Here is a 21,593-nt window from a genome sequence, read left to right on the forward strand (position 1 = left end):
ACGCCCCAAGGTAAAGTAAGTAACGCAAGAAGCTATCGCACTCTTCACGATTAGGAGTAAGAAGATGAGCAAGCGTATTTTGGTTGTGCTGACATCACACGATCAGCTAGGAGATACCGGCGAAAAAACCGGTTTTTGGTTAGAAGAGCTAGCCGCGCCGTATTATGTTTTTAAAGATGCGGGTGCTGAGGTCACGCTTGCCTCGCCAAACGGTGGCCAGCCACCGCTTGACCCAAAAAGTGACGCAGACGACAGCCAAACCGACGAAACGCGGCGCTTTAAGCAAGACGATGAAGCGAATGCAGCGCTAGCAGCAACACATCGCCTTAGCGATATGAGTGCTGATGATTTCGATGCGGTGTTCTATCCCGGTGGCCATGGCCCACTATGGGACTTAGTCGACGATAAAGACTCTATCCAACTGATTGAAAACTTTATTGCCCAAGGTAAGCCAGTAGCGTCAGTGTGCCATGCGCCGATCGTGTTGATTAACGCAAAAAACAGCAGTGGTGAACCACTGGTAAAAGGGCGTCAAGTGACAGGTTTTACCAATGGTGAAGAAGACGCAGTTGGGCTGACAGGTATTGTGCCGCATTTAGTAGAAGATGCACTGCAACAGTGTGGTGGTATTTATAGCAAAGCAGACGACTTTACGCCGTACGTGCGTGAGGATGGTCAGTTAATTACCGGCCAAAACCCACCCTCCTCAGCGGCCACCGCTGAAGCGCTGATGACGTGGCTGGCGCGTTAAGCAGAACGTTTTTATAATTTAAGGCATCATTTGACTTAAAAAATCAACGCGGCGGGCATATTGCCCGCCGTTTTTTTAATCAAAAACGATAGCTTAGCGAAACGCCTGTGAGCGTTTGCCAGTCGCTACCTAGCTCATCAACAATTGGGCTATCGGCAGCACTGCCCGTTAGGTGCGTTGTGCCCACGAAACCGGTGGCTGTCCATTCAGGCGTTAAGGAGTAACTAAGGCTGGCATTCACCCCCATTCGCCAATAACCACCATCGGGTGTGTAGGCAGCCACACCACTTTGCGCACTGTCCTGCACTGAAACACCAAACAGCGATTCGGTCCACTTTTCATTTGAATAGGTAACACTGGGCGTTAGCGTGAAGAGCGTGCGTTCGCTAATCGGCATGCGCAAGGCAGCGTTAGCCGAAAATTTTGCGCCTTCTACATCGCCGCTCACCGGCGTGCTACCTGCGACGCTGTAACGCCAGAAGCCTTGCTGATAGCTAACCCGCAGACCTAACGTTGCCCCACCATCTACTTTTTCAAATTGGCTGATATCACCTTCATTATCTCGCCCAAAGGTATAACCAATAAATGGAGAAGCGGTCCAATTACCATTGCGGATAGCGTGCCACTCAATACCGTTGCGGACGTTGATCGAGAGCTGGTCGCCGTAGGTCAAGTTAACAACCGGCCACGCTTGTGTATCGTAGTCGTCGCTGCCTAAGTAATCAGGCGAGTAGGTGACGCCTGCACCTATGCTACCTTCCCAACTGTCTGCCAAGGCTGGTGTGGTTAATACGATGCAGAAAGCAGCCCCCAACAATGGGGTAAGGCGCTTGCGGGTAGAAAAACGTGAAGTAGCACGAGCAGGGAGTATTGTCACAGAAGGCATCCTTTTATATAGCAAACGTGCGTGATTGTATGTTTTTGAATCAAGCCACTGCAAGCGAATAAGGAGCCACTGTGCCCCATTGCACGAAACTTTTTTCTGTTTCATATCCCAGGTTAGATAACTCAGCGGCTATAGGGCGCACTGTGTGCACATAGCGCAGGGAAAGCGTTACAAGGAAGTGCAGGCAAGGAGTGCTTGTGGTGCACAAGGACGCATGAACAGGATGTTCGTGAAGTAGGATTAAGGAGGACCTGATAAAACCCCGACCAGAGATGGACGGGGTTTTTTTATGGACAACTGCCACGTCTTTCTAACAAGCGTGATGATAAAACAGTGCGCTGAGCTTGCTCATCGGGGTAGATACCGCCGTTTGACAAGTCAAGCAACGCAGCATAGCGCTATCTTTTCCAGTGCCTTCCAGGCGAAACCGTTTTAAGTAGGGTGTTGTCGAGGACTCTGCATTACCACAATGTCGGCAGATAATATCCACACCACGCACTGTCGGGCTGATCATGATATGTCGCACGCTGACCTCCTACCACAAGGGAGTTAATGGGTTCAGTCGTGGTAACGTCCGTGTAGATCTGCATCCGTGACGATGCGTTAAAAAGTATAAACAGCAAATAGCCAGTCTGCCATTTATTATCAGGCTTAGCGTAAAACCACGCAGGATATGCGCCACTTGAAGCCTGCGTTGTTCGTTTAACACCAATGAATGGATATGATGGCTACTTAATGTTGCCCATAAGGACGCTGCCGTGACGGACGCTACGCATTCAACTGAACAGCATATCGCTTCACTGCGGCCCAAGCTTATCGCCTTCGCGCGCTTACAATTGCGTGATAGCGCTGCCGCTGAAGACACGGTGCAAGATACGCTGGTCATCGCCCTAGAGAAGCACCCAACCTTCTCGGGGCGCTCGGCGTTTGAAACGTGGGTGTTTGGCATTTTAAAAAATAAAATACTTGAGCGATTCCGCCATGAGCGGCGCTACTTCTCTTGGCAGGAAGATGAGTTAAGCGATGAAGATTCGTTTGAAAAACTGTTTCAAGAGAACGGCCGATGGCAAGCGGCGAGTAAACCGGCACACTGGGGCGACCCCGGCCAAATACTCGAAAATGCCGCGTTTTGGCGTGTGCTCGACACCTGTTTACTCGTGCTACCCGATAACATTGCACGGGTCTTCACAATGCGTGAATTTATGGGGCTAAACACCCAAGAAATTTGCGAAGCGCTTACCCTTAGCGAAGCCAACTGCTGGGTAATCTTACACCGCGCGCGCTTGCGACTTCGTGCCTGTATTGAAAAAGGCTGGCTGACGTAGTGAACCAACCACGCACTATGGTTAGCCAACCATCGATATCGCACATCGTCTTCACGCCGTTTGTAAGGAAATGAAGGTAAACAGCACCAATGATTAAGGCGATATAGCCTCTATGGATATTTCACCCATCAATAGACTGAACGCCTATCCATCGCTGTGAAAGGGCCACCCTATGATTATGTGCCGCGAAGCAACACGCTTAATGTCACTCAAGCAAGATAGAACGCTCACCTTTCGTGAAAACACCGCCCTACGGTTTCATCTTTCAATGTGCGGTGCCTGTCGCGCCTGCATGCGCCAATTCGACCTTTTACACAAAATTGCTAGTCACCACCCCTCCTTACCAAACGACGCGACTGAAAAGGGTGACCATCATGGTTCGCATTAACCGTTTCAAGGCGGTATCAGCGATCGTCATTAGTCTATGCAGCGCGCCACTATTAGTGGGCACAGCATTGGGTCAGGAAATACATTTCACCCCCAATCAAATCATGACCTGGGCGACTCGCAGCTTTGAAGGCGACACCCGCTATGCGGTTGTTGAAAAGTCCGGGCGTCGGGTGCTAGAAGCGGAATCTCAAGGACAAGCATCAGCGCGCTACCTGGAACGTGAAATTGACCTGACTGAAACCCCCTACCTGCACTGGTGCTGGCAAGTAAGCAACACCTATCCTGGTCTTAACGAAACCACCAAGTCAGGCGATGACTACCCCGCTCGCGTGTATGTCGCCCATAAAACTGGGCTGCTGCCTTGGCAAGTAGAGTCTGTGAACTATGTATGGGCCTCTACCCAACCCAAAGGTGCCACATGGCCAAATGCCTTTACACAGCGGGCACAGCTGATGGCGCTACAAAGTGGTAAAGAGCGTGTGGGAGACTGGGTCGCAGAGGTGCGCGATGTACGGGCAGACTTTACTGCCCTGTTCGGCAGCGCCCCTCGTCATATTGATGGCCTTGCGTTAATGAGCGATGGCGATAATGCAGGCATGAATGCAACCGCCTGGTTTACCCATTTAGGCTTCTCAAGCACTAACGAAGCCCCCTCCTGCCCGCAGTAACGGTAGTGATGAGCCTAACATTCGGTAAAAGCCCGTTCGTAAAATGCCCGATGTGCGAAACACGTCAATGACAGCCACGCTTCAATAACACTCATTTCTCAAAGGAAGAGAACAATGCCATCGACTACTACCATTGTCGTTATCATTGTTGTGATCGTCGCCGTCGCTGGGATAGGTTTCAGCGGCATATTCCCCTTTTAAAGGGAACTGACACCAGCCACCTCATCGCCGAGTAAGGGGTGATTGAGAGCGCGCGGTGGGTGTGTGAAGCTATTTGTAGCAGTTAAGCGTCGCCAACGTATGGCTATCGCTCATTCCTGCAGGGGCCATATCGTGAACTATTTAATCAGGTATTACAGCCAGGTTAGGCCTTACCAGCATAACGGGGGCATGAGTCCGAAACAGGCAGAGGAAAAGTACTGGGCTAACTATAAAGCGGTGGCCAGTGTTGCTTGACCACTACACCCTCACTCAGTATCTCACGTTGATATCGATCTGCTCAGGACTAACGCCTAGATGAACAGACAGACCACGCTTGGCCTCATCGATGGTAAGGGACCGTGCAGATGATGAGGAATCGATGTCCGATATTGCGTCGGTCGGAGTAGCTTTCTGAGGGCGTATATCGGATAGCCGTTTCCAATCAAGGTCAGTGCTGTTGAAGTCGATGCCAAGAACCGTCTCAGCCTTGTCACGGCTCATGTAAGCGACAGGAAAGCGCTGACCGTCGGTGCACATCTTCCAAGCCCCAGGCACTTCAATTTCGACATATTCTTCGAAGGTGACAATGTAACGGGGCTTTTGGTCTGGCTCGCGGGGGGATTCTTTTACCCCTGTGACCTTGGCGATAAGGAAGGCAGCGCCATGCGATAAGTCTTTGGCTGCCCAGTCTTCATAGTCGCGGCGCCGGTTTCGTACACACACAAGGTATGACGCTTTTTGTAGCCGGTGTCGGTCTGCCGTCCAATGGCCTGAACCACTATGACGCGCCATGGTCGTTAGCCCTTGTCCGGTAAAGGTGAGTACCACGTTCTGATCCGACATAGAAACTCCGTATGTTTGCGTATCTTTAGCGATAGAATAGCCATCATTGTGTATTAATCAAGCAAATTCTATCGTTAGAAAATAAATTCTATCGATAGAATTTAGATACTATGAGCTATTCCATCGATTAGGTCAGCTGCAAAGAGCTAAACATACGGTCGTTTTCTTTAAGCTCATCAACCACTCCCTCAGGAGGCCCTTAAGAGGTAGTTGGCGAGCGTAAAGATATCGCGTAAATTTTTCTATATATGGATAGAAAACGACCGAATCATCTTCGTTCAGTTATCGGCCAAAAGCGGTCTTTTAGGTCTTGCTAGTATAAAGACGCATTCACCAGCTTGTCTGGTGCAATACTTTGTTGTAGCTATCAATCTTTTTCGGAAATATTAAGCGCAGCCACAACCAATGACGCTGCTATAAGTTGAAAAGAAAACTGGATAATATTGAGCGTACCCAAAGCCGTCTTACCGTAGTCTCCATTGAGTATGATAAGGCTCCACAACCAAGAATGCTCACCAGCAAAATTTGCTTGCCAATATCCACCGGTTCGCGGCAACGGAGATGGGCCGGATCATGGCCGCTCCCTCTGGATGATATTTAGGCGATATGGCCAACTAGACGACTAGGCTGACAGAGGGGAAGCCTTAGTGTGATCGTCAAAACTCAGGTTGAGATGATGTGGTTCGTGGCGTATTTACGATCATGTAGTCAAAATCACTTGACCACTACATCTCGTGCGTTTGTTGCCTTGTAAGAAGAAAGGGAAGCAGCTCGACACCGGACTGCTTTAACAATACCGTCCATGCATAGGACCGAGTACTGCGCTTCGCGGGTGTGTGGGACTGCCTACAGTCATTAGCGGTGGTGCGATGCGAAGTGCAATTAATATACTTCGTCACTTTGTTTGGAGTCAAGCTCATCAGAAAAGCTGAAGTCGACCCACTTCGTGAACCAATTCTCTCGTAAATTAATCAGTTCGTCCTGGAGCTTCTTTTTACTAATACCAAAGTGTTTTAGAAGCTCGCGTTTAAAGTTGACCTCAAGGAACGGACAGCTAGTACAGTCGATTAAAAGCAAGAACAGCTCTGTATCCTTTTTAAGTGATACATCTGGCTCCTTAAGCTTCTCTTTAATTACCTTCTTAACAGCCTTTTTTGCTCTGGTGTATCGCTTTTTGTCTTTCATATAGAATAGAATAACTGTAATTGAAAAATAATTAAGAGTGGTGTCGAACATAATAGTACGCTCACTTTTGTAAACACCACCAAAATACTTAACAAGAGAGGACTCTGGTAACCAATAATCTTTTCCAAGCTCTGATATAACGGTCAACAAATACAGGGTCTCAACTTGAGTGTAATTTTTTGTTTCATATTTTTCTATAACGAAAGAGACGTTGTCTGAAATACTTTTAAAGACATGATGCATCTCATCAATTTCAATTGGTTTTTTCTTACAGAATTCTATGATATCTTTGAGAACCCTACTTAGCTTTATAGTTGTATTCGCTCTAGGCGCAACGTTATAAATGAAAAATGAAAATTCGATACAAGCGTCTATAGAAGAAAGTAGATCACGGTGAGTCTTGTAGTCATACTGTATTTCCAAATATTTTTTAAAGATGGTCTTTAACTTCGATTCCAGTATGGTCAACGTGTAATTGATGACACTTTTATATTCGACACCACTCTCGGAAAGAATAGACTTAAATGAAGTAATTAATGTCTTGGCATGAATATAAATTTGGCCATGCTTGAGTGGTAAATCATTTTCGCTCACCTTTTCTTCGTCATTTTTTATATCGATTTTTATCTTCTCACTAAGTAATTCAGATATCTTCCTCTTAGCAATTGTTATCTCGGTAATAATAGGCTTTTTATAAATAAGTTCTTTTGCTGTATTAAGGCCTAACTTGTAGACAGATAGGCAGTCTAGAAGGGTATCTACAATATTCTTGTAAATTATTTCATCATTGAAAAATACAAAATAATCATCAACATACCTAAAAATTGAGTAATGCACATCACTGTAAATCGATAACTTTCGTAGTTCCGACTCAAGATTACAATCAACTTTCTGAAGGATAAGTTCAGAAAATATACGAGATAACTCTGGCCCTATCAATATTCCGTTAGTCTCATTGTAATTTTGCTTCTGCATTAAAGAGTCAAATTCATCTGCAAAACAGCCAAGTAAAGTTTTGTTCCCATTTCTTGCCAGTTCATTTTTCACTGCACCCTTGCCCAGCACTGCCCAAGCGATTGAATGTGTATAGATTGAATCAAAACACTTTGATATATCAAGCTGTGCCATTGTATTGTATTTTTTTTCACATTGATGGTATTCCTTAGACTCAAAAAATTCATGTATATTTCTTATTTTTTGATATCCAAAAAAAGACTTTACATGTTTATCTCGATAAGAAGATTTATTTTCAAACTGATTCGCAATCACAACCGATGCACTTTTTCGTTCATCATCAAAAAATCTTGTGTCGGCTATTCTATGTGGATATCGAAGACTAAAGCTTGATCTCTGCGAGTAATAAAGTATCAATTCTTTATACTTATCGTAAAAGTTGGTTATTTGAAGTTGATTCCTTGGATGTGGTATAGAGAGTCTTCGGTAGCTGTCTTCTTTGTGGCTTACACCATATTGAAAAGGTACGGTTATAAATGTTCCTAGTTTCTCTTGAACTGTTCTATGACTGCCATCTTTTTCGATATCATTTCTATCCACACCAAAGAGCAAACTAATCACTGTATCATTTGCTTCGCTTATGCTATTCCACGTGATTTTTCCATTTCCAACGCTAAGTGAATTCTCGATGATAAATTCATAGAAGAATCTATTAGAAAAAGTTATTGGAGTTTCATATGGCAAGGTGTCAGAAAGAATAACTCTTTCCTTTTTTAACTTTATTCTTAATAATTTTTTCACTTTGACCACGCTCTGGTTATTGAAGAAAAATCCTGGGCGCTGAAGTTTGCAAATAATCTCTTATCAAAACCTTTTTTAAAAGAGAACTTAGAAATTCGATCCCTTAAACTTTGGTTATTTATAGATCCTGCTAAACCATTTAGCCGATCATCAAGACTTTGTAGACAATTTGAGTTCGTAATCCATTTGTTAGAGTTGTAGATTCCAACCACAGCATTTCCTTTGTTATTTGATAGCTTTGTGTTGTAAGTGAGGAACTTAAGCCGCAAGAGAAGCTCTTTTCTTGCCTTACTAGGTTGTTTTATAGAGTTTTTCTTATAAGCATTAATAACGTCAGCTATCCTTCTGTTGTAATTTGACTTTTTCTTATTGGCTAGCTCCAGGCTTACGGCCCCACCATAACACTTGAACTTATAACCAAGGTAATCAAACTCAAAGTTAATGTCTGCTGAGCTAAAATCAAAATTTTTGGTCTTTTGGTCGAGAAAATTCAAGCTTAACTTCTCTTTCTCCAAAATATTCTCGATAAGGCTGAGATAGTCTTGTGAACTTTTCCCAGGCTCAGGTGAAAGAACAATAATGATATCATCAACATACCGAGCATAATAAATCATATTTGGTAAGCTCTCTATTTCGGAATCAAAATCTTGCATGTATAGCTCTGATAAGTATGCACTGACACCAACCCCTCTAGGTATGCCAAGAGCTTCACCGGACTCTTCCTCATATGATTTGAGTATTCGCGCAATTAATTTTCTAGTAGTAAGACTTAAAATGGGGCTCTCGTTTAGCTTTTCGAGCAGAAGCCGTCTGTTGATCGTCTCATAGAAAGACTTGATATCAGTTTTTAAGATAACCTTAGGGAATTTATTATCCAAAACTGAACGAAGTTGGGGCACAATCAAGTCTCGATCTGCTTGCTTTACCCCATAGGTATACTTTATGTTTTTCTGTATTTGTTTCTCGGCGAAAAACGATTCGACGGAGCGACCAGTCTGAAAGACATCTTTCCCTTTAACTTTTTTTTCTGACTTAGTTAAGGTGAATTTAAATTTTCTTTCCGAAACATTATTAGAGACGCCCTTTAAGTGGTTCCTTACCAATTCATTTTTTCTATTTTTTATTTCTCGGAGTAATTTATATAAAACAAGCACTCTTTTGTCAAAGTTTTCCTTAGAATAGTAGCGTCGACGAGAGTAAATTTTTCTGATCAGCTTTCTCGCTCGTTTGATTTTCGCGTACTCTTCGCTTACGTCAGTAAAGAAGCGGCTAGCAAGGTTATTTCCTCTCTTATTTTCGTAAGAGTAGATTTTGAAAAAATTTTGGTGTGAAAATGATTGGTCAAACATAATACTCCTTTAAATTATTTATCCATGCTTTGAAAGTCGGTTCCAACGTGTACCATTTTCGTTTTATTCAAGTAATTTAGGCATGGCGAGAGCATACTTTGACGAATTTAAAGCCATTAAAAGACTACGTTCGATAATCGTCGTTGGAAGCCGCTTTCTTCAGCTTACTTTTCTGGCTTAGGGCTCTATAATCGCATTGCTTAAATATATAAAGAATCATTATCAAAAGCCTTGGCGGCAAAAGAGGCTTTCCTGATACAGGGGTAAAATTAAGCCTAGAAGCTGCTTTACAACGATAGCTCGTGCCTCGCTGAAGGGATCTTAATCATATTTCGCTTTTACCAACATTGACTTCGCGTATTATATTTAAAGCAATCCAAACACTAATGGATGACCAGTAAAGGGTAACCCCTATAGCTAATTTGATCATCAAAGACTTCACACATAGAGCGAGTCATCTCAGCGTATCCCTAATTTTATTTATTCACTATAGCTTGCCCAGTAACAAAATCCAACATCAAGCACTAGTCTAGCGCCTCAGCGCAGCATAGGAAATGCTGCCTTTGGTGACGCTGAGGGTGTACCCAGACGGCACGCTGGGGCGCGAGAATTTCTGTAACGTGTAAGGTATTTCGCTGACTCTAAAGTCCGCTTTGGGTCGCTACCAGCCAATAGCTAATACTCATAATTCTTAAGATTACAGTATCTGAATGAAGAGTGGCTGTCACTTCTCACGGGCGTGCACACTTAAATCTTTTAATGAAATGTGCTCAGAAGACAGGGAAGAGACTCAGCGTCCAGAAAGGTTTAATCACGCTCAGTGAGCGCCAAAACACAAGTGCGGGTTAGAATGTGGGGCAGAAACATGCAGACACAAAAAAGCCCGCTGATTGCTCAGCGGGCTTTTTCTATATTCTGTGGCGGAGAGGGAGGGATTCGAACCCTCGAAGCCTTTCGACTTACACACTTTCCAGGCGTGCTCCTTCGACCACTCGGACACCTCTCCACTTTTTTGCTCGGTTGTGAAGGCGTTGCCTTTCCCAACAGAACGGCGCATATTCTATGGTCTAAGGCCTAAAATAGCAAGCCTTTTAAAGATTTAAGAACCAGGTAAAGATTTAAGCAACAGGTAGCACGGCGTAGCGCCCGCTGGCTTCCAAGCAGAGCGTGTCGCCACAGTAGAGCTGCTGAGTGAGTGCAATGCTGCCCTTCCCCCGCGCGTGCAACTTTTCTGCTAGCTGTTCTGGGCCTTGGGGGTCACTGGGGGTGCAAATGATGCGGTAGTCACTAGTGACTGGCGCAAGGAAGCGCTGGCTGGCTTCGGCTACCACCACATCTTGTGCCCGCCCCTGGGCACGCAACCATAGCGTTACCCAACACCAGCCCTGCAGCGTGGTTTGTGCCGTTAGCGCACCGCCAAAGCCTGTGCCCTTGTCGTTTAGGTTCGGGCTAAGCGCCAGTTGCCACGTCAGTGCCCCGCCCTCTTGGGCGGTACTTTGGAACATACTCTGAATACCCAGTGCGCCCACCATGGGAATCGCCTCCCCTAGCCACTGCTGAAAGGCGACAAGGTCTTCCTGGGTCTCAGGGAGTGGCAAACGGGGATAAGGCACTCCCGGTTGGCGTGGCTGGCTCATCACCTGCTCCTCGTTAATCCCAACGCTCTACAAAGTCAGCTTGATTATGCTGTGCTAGTGGCTTGTGGCGGCCTGCCAGGCTACCCAGATAGATAAACGCGACCACTTCGTCATCTTCATTTAGCGATAGGCCTTTACGCACCACGGGGTCAAAGGCGTACTTACCGCTGCGCCACATGGCACCTAACCCTAGCGCGTGGGCGGCCAGCAGAATGCCGTGGGCGGCGCATCCGGCGGAAATCACCTGCTCCATTTTCGGCACGCTGGGAACATCCGGCGTTACTTTGGCAATCACAGCAACGATCATCGGTGCACGCAGCGGCTTTTTACGCGCGGCATTTAGCGTATTGTCACTGGCGCTGGGGTCTTCTTGGAACTCCGCTTCCGCGAACAGCTCACCCAGGCGCTCGCGCCCTTCACCGACAAATTCAATAAACCGCCAGGGGCGCAGCTCTTTATGGTCTGGCGCTCGCAGCGCGGCTTGGTAGATAGCGCTGAGCTGTTCGGCACTGGGTGCAGGCTCGGCGAGCTTGCCCATGGAACTGCGTTCGTGAAGCAGCGTTAGTGCGTCCATGATGACTCCCCTTTTATTGATCGTTGGGCACTACTGTAGCGCAGTGGTTTACTGCCTTGCTAGGCGCAAGGGGCTGGGCGGCGTTAACCCAGGCGTTGCTCGCCATGGGCTGATATCCAGCCCTCCACGGCGCACATAGCGGGCTAGCACCAGCAGCTCTTCAGGCTTGGCCAGCTGCATCAGGTCGGTAAAAATATGCTCGACGCAGTGCTCGTGAAAGTCTTGGTGCTGACGATAACCGATGAGATAGCGCAGTAGCCCTTCACGGTCGATTTTAGGGCCTTTATAGCGAACGAGAACACTGCCCCAGTCGGGCTGGCCGGTCACCGGGCAGTTAGATTTAAGCAGATGGGAATACAGCGTCTCTTCGACGATCTCTTCGCCTACCACCAAATGCGCGGCGCTGGGGGTGTAGTCGCTGATGTCGATATCCAAGTCATCCAGACATTCGCCCGGTAGGCGTTGGGGGGCAAGTTCGGCGTCATCGACTGCCAATAGTTCTACGCTCACCGCGGCACCCGCTGCGGCAGCTAAGTCGCGAACAAGCGTGCTTTGCACCTCTTCTTGGCTTTCAAAGCGCGTTTGGTTAAGGCTGTTGAGATACAGCTTCCAGGATTTGGACTCAATCAGATTGGGTGAATCAGCAGGCAGGCGAAAGCGGGCAACCGCCACAATGGGTTTACCACGGCTGTTCAGCCAAGAAACCTCAAACGCGTGCCACTCATCTTCCCCTACAAACGGCAGATTATTGTCCTCAATGCCCAATGGTGCACGGTTCGCCGCACGGGGAATAGGATACAACAGCCCGGCGTCATACTGCTCTGGGTAAGCGGAATCGCGCCCCAGGGGCGCGTGTTCTAAGGTATCGGGGCGATGTGCCATGACGTGTTGCTCTCTTGATTAATAGCGTCTACTCAGCGCCCTTTTAATAGGCGCCGTTATATCATTAGCTGCGTATGCCTTTGCCGCGCTCTAGCATAGCGAGCGCCACCATAAACAAAGCAGTAATAAAGGCAACAATGGCGGCCAGTGCCCAGCCTACTGGAATATCGGAAACGCCCAAAAAGCCGTAGCGGAAAACGTTCACCATATACAGTATCGGGTTAAGCATAGAGACGCCCTGCCAGAAATCGGGCAGCATTGAAATCGAGTAAAACACCCCGCCTAAATACGTTAGTGGCGTCAGAATAAACGTTGGCACAATGGAAATATCATCGAATTTATTAGCAAATAACGCATTAATAAAACCGCCAATGGAAAACAGCGCCGAAGTAAGCACTACCACCAACACCGTGAGTAGCGGATGTTCAACTGTTAAACGGGTAAAGAACAGCGATACCAGCGTGACAATTAACCCCACGCCCAAGCCTCGGGCCATACCACCCAAAATAAAGCCGGATAAGATTACCCAGTTGGGCATGGGTGAGACCATCATCTCTTCAATAGAGCGCTGAAACTTGTTCGAAAAGAAGCTCGACGCCACGTTGGAATAGCTGTTGGTGATCACAGACATCATAATCAGCCCTGGCACGATGAAGTCCATGTAGCTGAAGCCGTCCATATCGCCAATGCGCGAACCAATTAAGTTACCGAAGATGATGAAATACATCGCCATGGTGATTGACGGCGGTAGCAAGGTTTGCGGCCAAATCCGCGTAAAGCGCTTAATCTCTTTAAGTACTAGGGTCCACAGCGCGATGAGGGTTTGCGTTGCATTCATGCCCGCGCCTCCTGCCGCTCGCGCTGGTCAATGGCTTGCTGACTGCTTTCCACCATGGAAACAAACATCTCCTCTAAGCGGTTGGCGCGGTTGCGCATGGAAACCACGGTTAGTCCCTGCTCACTTAAGGCACTGAACACATCATTAAGCTGCTGACCACGATGAATCACTAACGCCAGCTGGGAAGGCTCGATCTGCTGAATTTCAAACCCTTCAATAACGGGAGCTTGCGCAACCGGCGCGGCAAGGTCGAGCAAGAAGGTTTCAGTATTTAGCTCTGCCAGCAGCTTGCGCACGCTGGTGTTGCGCACAATTTCGCCGTGATTAATGATGGCAATATTGCGGCACAGGCTCTCAGCTTCTTCGAGGTAGTGCGTCGTGAGAATAATGGTGGTGCCTTCATCGCGATTAATACGCCGCATGTATTCCCACATACTGCGGCGCAGTTCGATATCCACGCCTGCCGTGGGCTCATCAAGAATCAGTAGTTTTGGGCGGTGCATTAGCGCGCGGGCGATCATCAAACGACGCTTCATACCGCCAGAAAGCATACGCGCACTGCCGTTGCGCTTGTCCCATAACCCAAGGTCAGTGAGCAGTTGTTTAGCACGGGGCAAGGCTTCTTTGCGGGTCATTCCGTAGTAGCCCGCCTGGGCCAGAATGATATCAATGACCTTTTCAAACTGATTGAAATTGAACTCCTGGGGCACCACGCCAAGCTGGTACTTGGCTTTGGCGAAGTCTTTATCAATATCGATGCCAAAAATCGACACCTTACCCGCCGACTTCTGCACTAGCGAGCAGACCACCCCCAGGGTGGTCGACTTACCCGCACCGTTGGGTCCTAACAAGGCAAAAAAATCGCCCTGCTGGACGTCTAAATCAATACCTTTTAACGCTTGAAAGCCGTTGCCATACACTTTTGTAAGGCCACGGATAGACAGTGCCGGTTCGGCCATGAATATGTCCTGTCAGCAAATGGGAAGCATGAGAAACGAGCTAGATAGGAAGATATCGGGGCAATCGTATATTTTTTCAAGCCGCTTGAACGACAGACACGCAGAAATACCGCCACTTAAGGTGCGATGCGGTGTTTAAACAGTAAGGGAGGGATGAGCAAGATGTTTGTTTGGAGCGGGAAAAGAGATTCGAACTCTCGACCCTCGCCTTGGCAAGGCGATGCTCTACCACTGAGCTATTCCCGCTTATAACAAACAGTACTATTAACGAACCATACTACAAAAATGCGAGATGGCGTCCCATAGGGGGTTCGAACCCCTGTTACCGCCGTGAAAGGGCGGTGTCCTAGACCACTAGACGAATGGGACGCTGTAAGCATATTGAATGCTTGGAGCGGGAAAAGAGATTCGAACTCTCGACCCTCGCCTTGGCAAGGCGATGCTCTACCACTGAGCTATTCCCGCTTAACCTGTGTTACTCGCAAATCGGATTGGCGTCCCATAGGGGGTTCGAACCCCTGTTACCGCCGTGAAAGGGCGGTGTCCTAGACCACTAGACGAATGGGACGCTGTAAGCATATTGAATGCTTGGAGCGGGAAAAGAGATTCGAACTCTCGACCCTCGCCTTGGCAAGGCGATGCTCTACCACTGAGCTATTCCCGCAATTCCGATACCTTAACGACTTTCTATCTAAAAAAACAAATGGCGTCCCATAGGGGGTTCGAACCCCTGTTACCGCCGTGAAAGGGCGGTGTCCTAGACCACTAGACGAATGGGACGTTTCATTGCCTCGTCGAGGTGGCGCGTATATTACTCAGCCCTTAATGTGCTGTCAAGCACTCTGAAATCGAAACGTTTTTACCTGCCATCAACAGCACTTTCTTAACACCCTTTGCACGCTCAAAAAACGCTCAAAGAGAGTGCTTCGTTTGTGCAATACGCCTCTTTTAGGTGCATATAAATACATACTTCACGGCTTACTAATGCGGTGTGAGTAGTTGTTCTGCCATTACGGAGACCGACAAACCGTCTAAAAATCTTTTATTTACTATAAAATCGATTTTCTGGCATACCCTTTGCTACCTCATAACTGATCTCACGGTTTCTTTCTCCTAGTCTCTTCCCCTAGCTATGAGGTGTTATATGTCCTTTACCCGTCGAAAGTTTCTTACCACCGCCGCCCTCTCTTCCACTGCTGGCTTGGTGCTGGGTGCGCCTGCTATCGCTAAGGCACAGCCCGCAGAGCGTTTTAACTGGCGTATGACGAATGCTTACAGCCCAGGCTCGCCGTTTTATGTGGAAGGCCCTGGCAGCCCCACCGATGTCATCGCCAAAATTAATGCCATGTCCGGCGGACGCTTAACGATTCAGCACTTCTCTGCGGGCGAGCTGATTCCCGCACTGGAAGGCTTTGAAGCCGTACAGAGCGGCACTATTCAGATGAACGCTGCCAACAGCTATTTCTGGTCTGGCACCACCTTTGCTGCGCAATACTTCACTACAGTGCCATTTGGCATGAGCTTTATGGGCCATATGGCATGGCTGTATCACGGCGGTGGCTTAGAGCTATGGGAAGAAGTCTACGAGCCTTACGGCATGATCGCCCTTCCCCTAAACAATACCGGTGTGCAAATGACCGGCTGGTTTAGAGAACCTATTGAAGATATTGGCCAGCTCAACGGTCTTCGCATGCGCGTGCCGGGGCTAGCTGGCAAGGTGTACTCGGCTCTTGGCGTGGATGCACGGGTACTACCCGGTGGCGAGATTTTCCCTGCGTTAGAGCGTGGAGTTATCGATGCCGCTGAATTTGTTGGCCCTTACCAAGACCGACGCATGGGGTTACAAAATGCGGCCAAGTTCTACCACACCACTGGCTGGCACGAACCTTCCACTACCGGTGAGTTGCTAATCTCCAAACAGCACTGGGACACCCTGCCAGACGACCTGAAGATAATTGTAAAAAGCGCCTGCATGGCTGCGTGTTTAGAGAGCGTGACGTGGTCAGAAGCCGTTAACGGCGAAGCCATGACCGACTTGGTTGATAACCATGGGGTAACGGCCAGCATGCTGCCTGAGCCAGTCGTCAACGCGCTGCGGGAAGCCACCATGGATACGTTAGCTAGCGAGGCTAATGCCGACCCAATGGTGCGCAAAGTGCACGATAGCTACATGGCATTCAAAGCGAACCATGATCGCTGGGCAGGTGCTAGTGAGCGCGCTTGGTTAAACGACATCATTGGAGTCTGATATGCAAACCGTGGAACGTATTGTCCACGGGATCGAGGCGGTGGTCCGGCTATTTGGCGGGATCGCTGCCTGGCTCTGCGTGGTGCTGGTTGCGTTAGTGGCTGGCGATGTGGTGATGCGCTATTTGTTCAGCGTTGGCGCAGTATGGCTGCAAGAACTTCAGTGGCATTTAATTTCGCCCATTGCGCTGTTTGGTATGTCATATCTGCTGTTTGTTGGTGAACAAGTACGTGTGGATGTCTTTTACGAGCGCTTCCCTATCATTTTGCAGCGAGTCATTGAAGTGATTGGCGGCCTGTTGCTGCTCATGATGGGGCTTTATATTGCTTGGTTAACGCTGCCCTGGGTAGAGCAATCTTTCTTACGCGGCGAAGCCTCGCCCAACCCTGGCGGCCTGCCACTACGCTGGCTGCTTAAAGCCCTTATCCCGTTTGGTTTTCTTTTGCTTGCGCTACAAGGCCTAGCCCATGCGCTACGACAAGGGTTTGCCCTTCCTAGCCGAGGTGAATAATACATGTCTCCTAACGAATGGCTTGCGATCGGCATGATCGCTGCCTTTTTTGTACTGCTCTTAATCGGTATTCCCGTCGCTATCAGCATTGCCGTCACCGCCTTTATATTTGGCTATATAGGCTTTGGCCCGATGCTGTTTAACCTACTGCCTTCACGAATCTACGGCGTGGTAACCAACTACACCTTTATGGCGATACCGCTGTTTGTGTTTATGGGAGTGATGCTTGAAAAGTCGAAGCTTGCTGAAGAGTTGATTGATGTGATCGGCCATCTGTTTGGAGGACTTTCTGGCGGCATGGGTGTGGCGATTATTTTTGTCGGCGTACTACTGGGAGCCGCAACCGGCATTGTTGGAGCAACCATTGTAACGCTTGGCCTGCTCACGCTGCCCACCCTACTGCGACGCGGGTACCCTAAGACGTTGGCCACCGGCATGATCTGTGCCTCAGGGACATTGGGGCAAATTATTCCGCCCAGCCTAGTGCTGATTTTGTTAGCGGAAATTTTAGGTGAGTCAGTGGGTACTATGTTTGCTGCAGCCATGGTGCCGGGGTTAGCACTGGCAGGTATTTATATTATTGCTATTTTAGTGGTTGCTCAGCTGTACCCTGGCATGATGCCTCCAATTCCTGCGGAAGAGCGCGCCCAGCTGAGTAAAAAACAGCTGCTCATTAAAGTAGTCACCGTTGTGGGTCCGCCGGTTGGTCTGGTATTTGCCGTGCTTGGTTCGATTATTGGTGGTATTGCAGCACCGACCGAAGCCGCCGCCATGGGTGCACTTGGTGCTTTACTGTTCGTGGCCTGTTCAGGCCGCTTGACGTTAACATTGCTTACCGATGTCGCTAAGGCAACCCTGGTTATCTCTGCCATGGTGTTCTTTATTTTGATCAGCGCACAAGTGTTTGGTCTCGCCTTTCGCGGCTTGGGCGGAGAGCACTTAGTTGCGCGTATGTTTGATTGGGTACCCGGCGGCGAGCTAGGCGCACTACTGTTTATGCTGCTATTGATGTTCGTGCTTGGTTTTTTCCTGGAATGGATCGAAATTAGCTATATTGCCCTACCTCTTTTTCTTCCCTTTTTTGTACAAATGGGAGTCGATATGGTGTGGCTGGGCATATTGGTGGGCTTGGTACTGCAAACGTCGTTTCTTACCCCGCCGTTTGGCTGGTCACTCTTCTTTTTGAAGGGCGTCGCACCTAAAGAAGTCTCTACGCTGGATATTTATAAGGGCGCACTCCCCTTTATCGCTCTGCAGTTTTTAGCCGTTGCACTGGTATTTCTATTTCCAAGCATTGCCACTTGGCTACCTGACGCCATTGGCTGGTAATCCTAATCAATAACACAGGAAGGACGATGCTCCACACTCAACGTAGTTATGGCGGTAGCTGTGTTGCCCCCCACCATCTTGCTGCAAGCGCAGGGCGTGATGTGTTGAAACAAGGCGGCAACGCAGTAGAGGCGATGGTCGCCGCAGCGGCTGCGATTGCCGTGGTGTACCCGCATATGAATGCGCTAGGGGGTGATGGTTTCTGGCTGATTCACGAACCCGGTAAAGCCCCTATCGCTATTGATGCCTGCGGCCCCGCTGCGGGGCTTGCTAATAGCGATTTTTATGCTGGCGAAGCAAGTATTCCTGAACGTGGCCCAAAGGCCGCGCTAACCATGGCGGGTACTATTAGTGGATGGCAAGAGGCGCTAAAAGTAGCGGCTAGTTGGGGAGAGTCGCTCCCCCTTTCCACGCTGCTCGGCGATGCCATTCGTCATGCAGATGAGGGTGTGGCCGTCACCCAGAGCCAGGAAACACTGACTGCCAAGCACCTGGAGCGCCTAAGCCAAAGCCCTGGCTTTAGCGATGCTCTGTTGATTGACGGCCAGGTCCCCCGTGAAGGCCAGCGTCTTCGACAGCCACGTCTTGCCGCCACGCTAAAACGGTTGGCAAGCGCGGGGCTGGATGATTTCTACCGCGGTGAGCTGGCCACCAGCATGGCACGGGATTTAGAAACACTTGGCAGTCCACTGCGCTTAGACGATTTCCACGCCTACCATGCTCAGCAAGTCACACCTCTTCACGTACGCCTGCAAGACGCTACGCTGTATAACCTGCCCGCCCCTACCCAGGGTATGGCGTCGCTGATGATTTTAGGTATTTACGAACGTATTAAAGCGGCTGAGCCAAACGGCTTTGACCACCTGCATGGCCTTATTGAAGCTACCAAGCGTGCCTTTATGTTGCGTGACCGCTACGTAACCGACCCTCGTCGTGTGCCGGTTCCCTTGCAACAGTTGTTGAGTGAGGAGCGCATTAGCGCAGAGGCCGCTGAAATCAGTGCCGAACAGGCGCTACCCTGGCCCCATGAACCCGCACCTGGCGATACTATTTGGATGGGCACCGTCGATAGCGAAGGTCGCTCGGTCAGTTTTATCCAAAGCATCTATTGGGAGTTTGGCAGCGGCGTGGTGCTACCAGAAAGCGGCGTATTGTGGCAAAACCGCGGGATTAGCTTTTCACTTAACCAAGATGATTTACGTGGCCTTGCCCCAGGCCGCAAGCCCTTCCATACCCTTAACCCGGCACTTGCCACCTTTAATGATGGCCGCACCATGGTTTATGGCACCATGGGCGGCGAAGGACAGCCACAAACCCAGGCGGCGGTTTTCTCTCGCTATGCCCTGCATGGCATGCCGCTACAGCAAGCGGTAACTGCTCCGCGCTGGCTACTGGGCCGTACCTGGGGAGACTCTAGCACCAACCTTAAACTTGAAGACCGCTTTGATGACCGTTTAGTCGCTGCACTTGCGACGGCTGGGCACGATGTCGAAGTATTACCTGACTCATTTAGCGACACCATGGGCCATGCAGGAGGCATTGTTCGGCACCCAGACGGCTTAATTGAAAGCGCCCACGATCCTCGCAGCAACGGCGGCGCGGCTAGCGTGTAAACAACCAACTGGCGGTTTTCTTACTGTTCACACATGCTGAATCTAGGCAGGCTATCGATTCGTTACGTTATTGTCACTCTACCTAGTGATACGCTAGCCTGCTTAGTAAGCCTCTGTTTAACGGTAACCAGAGGGAGAGGAGACCCCCATGGCGAAAATAGAAAAATCCCCCGACGAATGGCGCAAGCAACTCACTCCAGAACAGTACCGTGTAGCGCGTGAAAAAGGCACCGAACGCCCCTTTACCGGTGATTATCAAGTCAGCGACTCCCAAGGTATCTACCACTGTGTGTGCTGCCATGCCCCGCTATTTGAAAACGAGCATAAATTCGATGCGGGCTGCGGCTGGCCAAGCTTTGACCGCCCACTGGGAACACGTTGTGTTGAAGAGCACAGCGACACCTCTCACGGTATGCGGCGCACTGAAGTAGTGTGTTCGCACTGCGATGCCCATCTAGGCCACGTATTTCCTGATGGCCCACCAGATACCACCGGGTTGCGTTACTGCATTAATTCAGTGTCGCTAGAATTTCATCCTGACGAGTAATTATCACTAAATCCTCGATCAACCCCAGCAAGGCGGGCGCCATCTGCTAGAATGGCAGCCCGCTTTTTTATGCCCATTTTTGCTTGTATTTGTTTTGCGCTCATTAGGAGAGACTCATGCTCGGCTGGTTCCCCGGACATATGAACAAGGCCCGCCGCCAGATTAAGGACGCGCTGCCCGAAATTGATGTCGTCATTGAGGTCCTTGACGCGCGTCTGCCCTACTCCAGCGCCAATCCGATGCTGGCCGAGCTAACGCGTCATAAGCCCGTCTTGAAGATTTTGTCGCGGGCAGATCTTGCCGACCCTGAACGTACCGCAGAGTGGGTAGCGTTTTTTGATGCTCAAGAGGATACTCGCGCACTGGCAATCACTACTACTAATGTCCGCGAACTAAAGAAAATTCCTAAACTGTGCCACGAGCTGGCAGGTGCAGTGCGTGCTGACAGGGATGTACGCGTGATGGTTATGGGTATTCCCAACGTCGGGAAATCAACACTGATTAACGGACTGGCAGGCCGCAAAATTGCCAAGACGGGAAATGAACCCGCCGTCACTAAGCGCCAGCAAAAGGTGCGCATTGATGGTCGCGTCGCGCTGATCGATACCCCAGGAGTGCTGTGGCCAAAAATCGAAGACCAGGCCAGCGCCTATCGTCTAGCTGCCAGTGGTGCCATTCGTGATACCGCAATTGAGTATACCGATGTGGCCATCGTTACCAGTGCCGAGCTTGCCAAGCGCTATCCAGCAGAGCTAACCGCTCGCTATAAACTGAAAGCGTTGCCCAGCTACGAAGCCCCCATCACCCAAGAGGTAGATGCTGATGGTCCACAAAAACCGGATTTCTTAGCCATTGCCGGTTTTGACGGCCACGCCATTTTGAAAGAAATTGCTGGCAAACGCGGCGGCTTACGCCCTGGCGGCGAGGTTGACATACACCGCGGTGCCGAGGTTTTGCTTCATGAACTACGCGATGGAAAGCTCGGTCGGCTTACCCTAGAAACCCCAGACGATATTCCACCGCCGCCGATACAAATCGACGAAGACAGCCACCTACCATCCGACGCATAATGGGCAAATTATTGGTAACACTAACGGCCACA

Annotated in this window: 20 protein-coding genes and 7 tRNA genes; 10 read left to right on the forward strand and 17 right to left on the reverse strand. The window is 49.1% G+C overall.

Translation table 11 applies throughout. The features are described from left to right. The first annotated feature begins 64 nt into the window (after positions 1-64). Positions 65-751, forward strand: coding sequence for a type 1 glutamine amidotransferase domain-containing protein (locus M0220_RS02330; RefSeq protein WP_264018568.1), 687 nt, complete (start codon positions 65-67; stop codon positions 749-751). 79 nt (positions 752-830) lie between these two features. Here the strand turns inward: M0220_RS02330 and M0220_RS02335 are convergent, their stop codons facing one another. Beyond that, positions 831-1,628, reverse strand: a complete 798-nt coding sequence (locus M0220_RS02335) for a MipA/OmpV family protein (RefSeq protein WP_198023688.1) — start codon at positions 1,626-1,628, stop codon at positions 831-833. A 319-nt stretch (positions 1,629-1,947) separates the two neighbouring features. After that, the gene (locus M0220_RS02340) at positions 1,948-2,163 is read right to left on the reverse strand and encodes a hypothetical protein (protein WP_264018569.1); all 216 of its coding nucleotides are present in this window, start codon (positions 2,161-2,163) and stop codon (positions 1,948-1,950) included. Between the two features lie 232 nt (positions 2,164-2,395). Here M0220_RS02340 and M0220_RS02345 point away from each other — a divergent pair, with 232 nt between their 5' ends. From M0220_RS02345 to M0220_RS02355, 3 genes are all read left to right on the forward strand, one after another. Next, the gene (locus M0220_RS02345; protein WP_264018570.1) at positions 2,396-2,962 is read left to right on the forward strand and encodes a sigma-70 family RNA polymerase sigma factor; all 567 of its coding nucleotides are present in this window, start codon (positions 2,396-2,398) and stop codon (positions 2,960-2,962) included. Positions 2,963-3,164: 202 nt separating this feature from the next. Next, positions 3,165-3,350 (forward strand): zf-HC2 domain-containing protein, encoded by a 186-nt coding sequence (locus M0220_RS02350; protein ID WP_264019191.1) that lies wholly within the window; start codon positions 3,165-3,167, stop codon positions 3,348-3,350. Then, a complete protein-coding gene (locus tag M0220_RS02355; protein WP_264018571.1) occupies positions 3,337-4,020 on the forward strand; it encodes a DUF3047 domain-containing protein in 684 nt (227 codons plus the stop codon). The genes M0220_RS02350 and M0220_RS02355 overlap by 14 nt, the downstream gene beginning before the upstream one ends. Positions 4,021-4,491: 471 nt before the next feature. On the opposite strand, the gene M0220_RS02360 is transcribed toward M0220_RS02355, so the two are convergent. From M0220_RS02360 to M0220_RS02430, 15 genes are all read right to left on the reverse strand, one after another. After that, on the reverse strand, positions 4,492-5,064 hold the full coding sequence (locus M0220_RS02360) for a hypothetical protein (RefSeq protein WP_264018572.1): 573 nt from the start codon (positions 5,062-5,064) through the stop codon (positions 4,492-4,494). 882 nt (positions 5,065-5,946) lie between these two features. Next, entirely contained in the window at positions 5,947-8,004 is a 2,058-nt protein-coding gene (gene drt3b, locus M0220_RS02365) for an antiviral reverse transcriptase Drt3b (protein WP_264018573.1), read from the reverse strand. Then, positions 8,001-9,353 carry an antiviral reverse transcriptase Drt3a gene (gene drt3a / locus M0220_RS02370; RefSeq protein WP_264018574.1) on the reverse strand — a complete coding sequence of 451 codons (1,353 nt, stop codon included), beginning with the start codon at positions 9,351-9,353 and terminating at the stop codon, positions 8,001-8,003. Before drt3a ends, drt3b begins: the two co-directional genes overlap by 4 nt. A gap of 918 nt (positions 9,354-10,271) precedes the next feature. Further along, a tRNA-Ser gene (locus M0220_RS02375) sits at positions 10,272-10,359 on the reverse strand. 112 nt (positions 10,360-10,471) lie between these two features. Next, positions 10,472-10,990: a thioesterase domain-containing protein gene (locus M0220_RS02380; protein WP_264018575.1), complete on the reverse strand. Its 519-nt coding sequence runs from the start codon at positions 10,988-10,990 to the stop codon at positions 10,472-10,474. Between the two features lie 13 nt (positions 10,991-11,003). Further along, the gene (locus M0220_RS02385; RefSeq protein WP_264018576.1) at positions 11,004-11,564 is read right to left on the reverse strand and encodes a nitroreductase family protein; all 561 of its coding nucleotides are present in this window, start codon (positions 11,562-11,564) and stop codon (positions 11,004-11,006) included. Positions 11,565-11,612: 48 nt separating this feature from the next. Next, entirely contained in the window at positions 11,613-12,446 is an 834-nt protein-coding gene (gene queF / locus M0220_RS02390; protein ID WP_264018577.1) for an NADPH-dependent 7-cyano-7-deazaguanine reductase QueF, read from the reverse strand. Positions 12,447-12,510: 64 nt separating this feature from the next. After that, a complete protein-coding gene (locus tag M0220_RS02395; RefSeq protein WP_264018578.1) occupies positions 12,511-13,284 on the reverse strand; it encodes an ABC transporter permease in 774 nt (257 codons plus the stop codon). Then, positions 13,281-14,243, reverse strand: a complete 963-nt coding sequence (locus M0220_RS02400) for an ABC transporter ATP-binding protein (RefSeq protein WP_264018579.1) — start codon at positions 14,241-14,243, stop codon at positions 13,281-13,283. The genes M0220_RS02395 and M0220_RS02400 overlap by 4 nt, the downstream gene beginning before the upstream one ends. 171 nt (positions 14,244-14,414) lie before the next feature. Continuing rightward, positions 14,415-14,489 (reverse strand) — tRNA-Gly (locus tag M0220_RS02405). A gap of 47 nt (positions 14,490-14,536) precedes the next feature. Beyond that, a tRNA-Glu gene (locus M0220_RS02410) sits at positions 14,537-14,612 on the reverse strand. Between the two features lie 21 nt (positions 14,613-14,633). Further along, positions 14,634-14,708 (reverse strand) — tRNA-Gly (locus M0220_RS02415). A gap of 27 nt (positions 14,709-14,735) precedes the next feature. Further along, positions 14,736-14,811: transfer RNA gene (locus M0220_RS02420), tRNA-Glu, on the reverse strand. 21 nt (positions 14,812-14,832) lie between these two features. Continuing rightward, positions 14,833-14,907 (reverse strand) — tRNA-Gly (locus M0220_RS02425). 40 nt (positions 14,908-14,947) lie between these two features. Then, positions 14,948-15,023: transfer RNA gene (locus M0220_RS02430), tRNA-Glu, on the reverse strand. 364 nt (positions 15,024-15,387) lie between these two features. On the opposite strand from M0220_RS02430, the gene M0220_RS02435 reads away from it, so the two are divergent. From M0220_RS02435 to ylqF, 6 genes are all read left to right on the forward strand, one after another. After that, complete coding sequence (locus tag M0220_RS02435; protein WP_264018580.1) at positions 15,388-16,491, forward strand: TRAP transporter substrate-binding protein; 1,104 nt, start codon at positions 15,388-15,390, stop codon at positions 16,489-16,491. Position 16,492: 1 nt separating this feature from the next. Then, complete coding sequence (locus tag M0220_RS02440; RefSeq protein ID WP_030070193.1) at positions 16,493-17,002, forward strand: TRAP transporter small permease subunit; 510 nt, start codon at positions 16,493-16,495, stop codon at positions 17,000-17,002. A 3-nt stretch (positions 17,003-17,005) separates the two neighbouring features. Further along, complete coding sequence (locus M0220_RS02445) at positions 17,006-18,331, forward strand: TRAP transporter large permease (protein WP_264018581.1); 1,326 nt, start codon at positions 17,006-17,008, stop codon at positions 18,329-18,331. A gap of 26 nt (positions 18,332-18,357) precedes the next feature. Continuing rightward, positions 18,358-19,944 carry a gamma-glutamyltransferase family protein gene (locus M0220_RS02450; protein WP_030070191.1) on the forward strand — a complete coding sequence of 529 codons (1,587 nt, stop codon included), beginning with the start codon at positions 18,358-18,360 and terminating at the stop codon, positions 19,942-19,944. Between the two features lie 148 nt (positions 19,945-20,092). Then, positions 20,093-20,491, forward strand: coding sequence for a peptide-methionine (R)-S-oxide reductase MsrB (msrB, locus tag M0220_RS02455; protein ID WP_030070190.1), 399 nt, complete (start codon positions 20,093-20,095; stop codon positions 20,489-20,491). 116 nt (positions 20,492-20,607) lie between these two features. Then, a complete protein-coding gene (gene ylqF, locus M0220_RS02460; protein ID WP_264018582.1) occupies positions 20,608-21,561 on the forward strand; it encodes a ribosome biogenesis GTPase YlqF in 954 nt (317 codons plus the stop codon). The last annotated feature ends 32 nt before the right edge of the window (positions 21,562-21,593 follow it).

It is taken from the genome of Halomonas qinghailakensis, from assembly GCF_025820815.1.
GTDB classification, from domain to species: Bacteria; Pseudomonadota; Gammaproteobacteria; order Pseudomonadales; family Halomonadaceae; genus Vreelandella; species Vreelandella qaidamensis.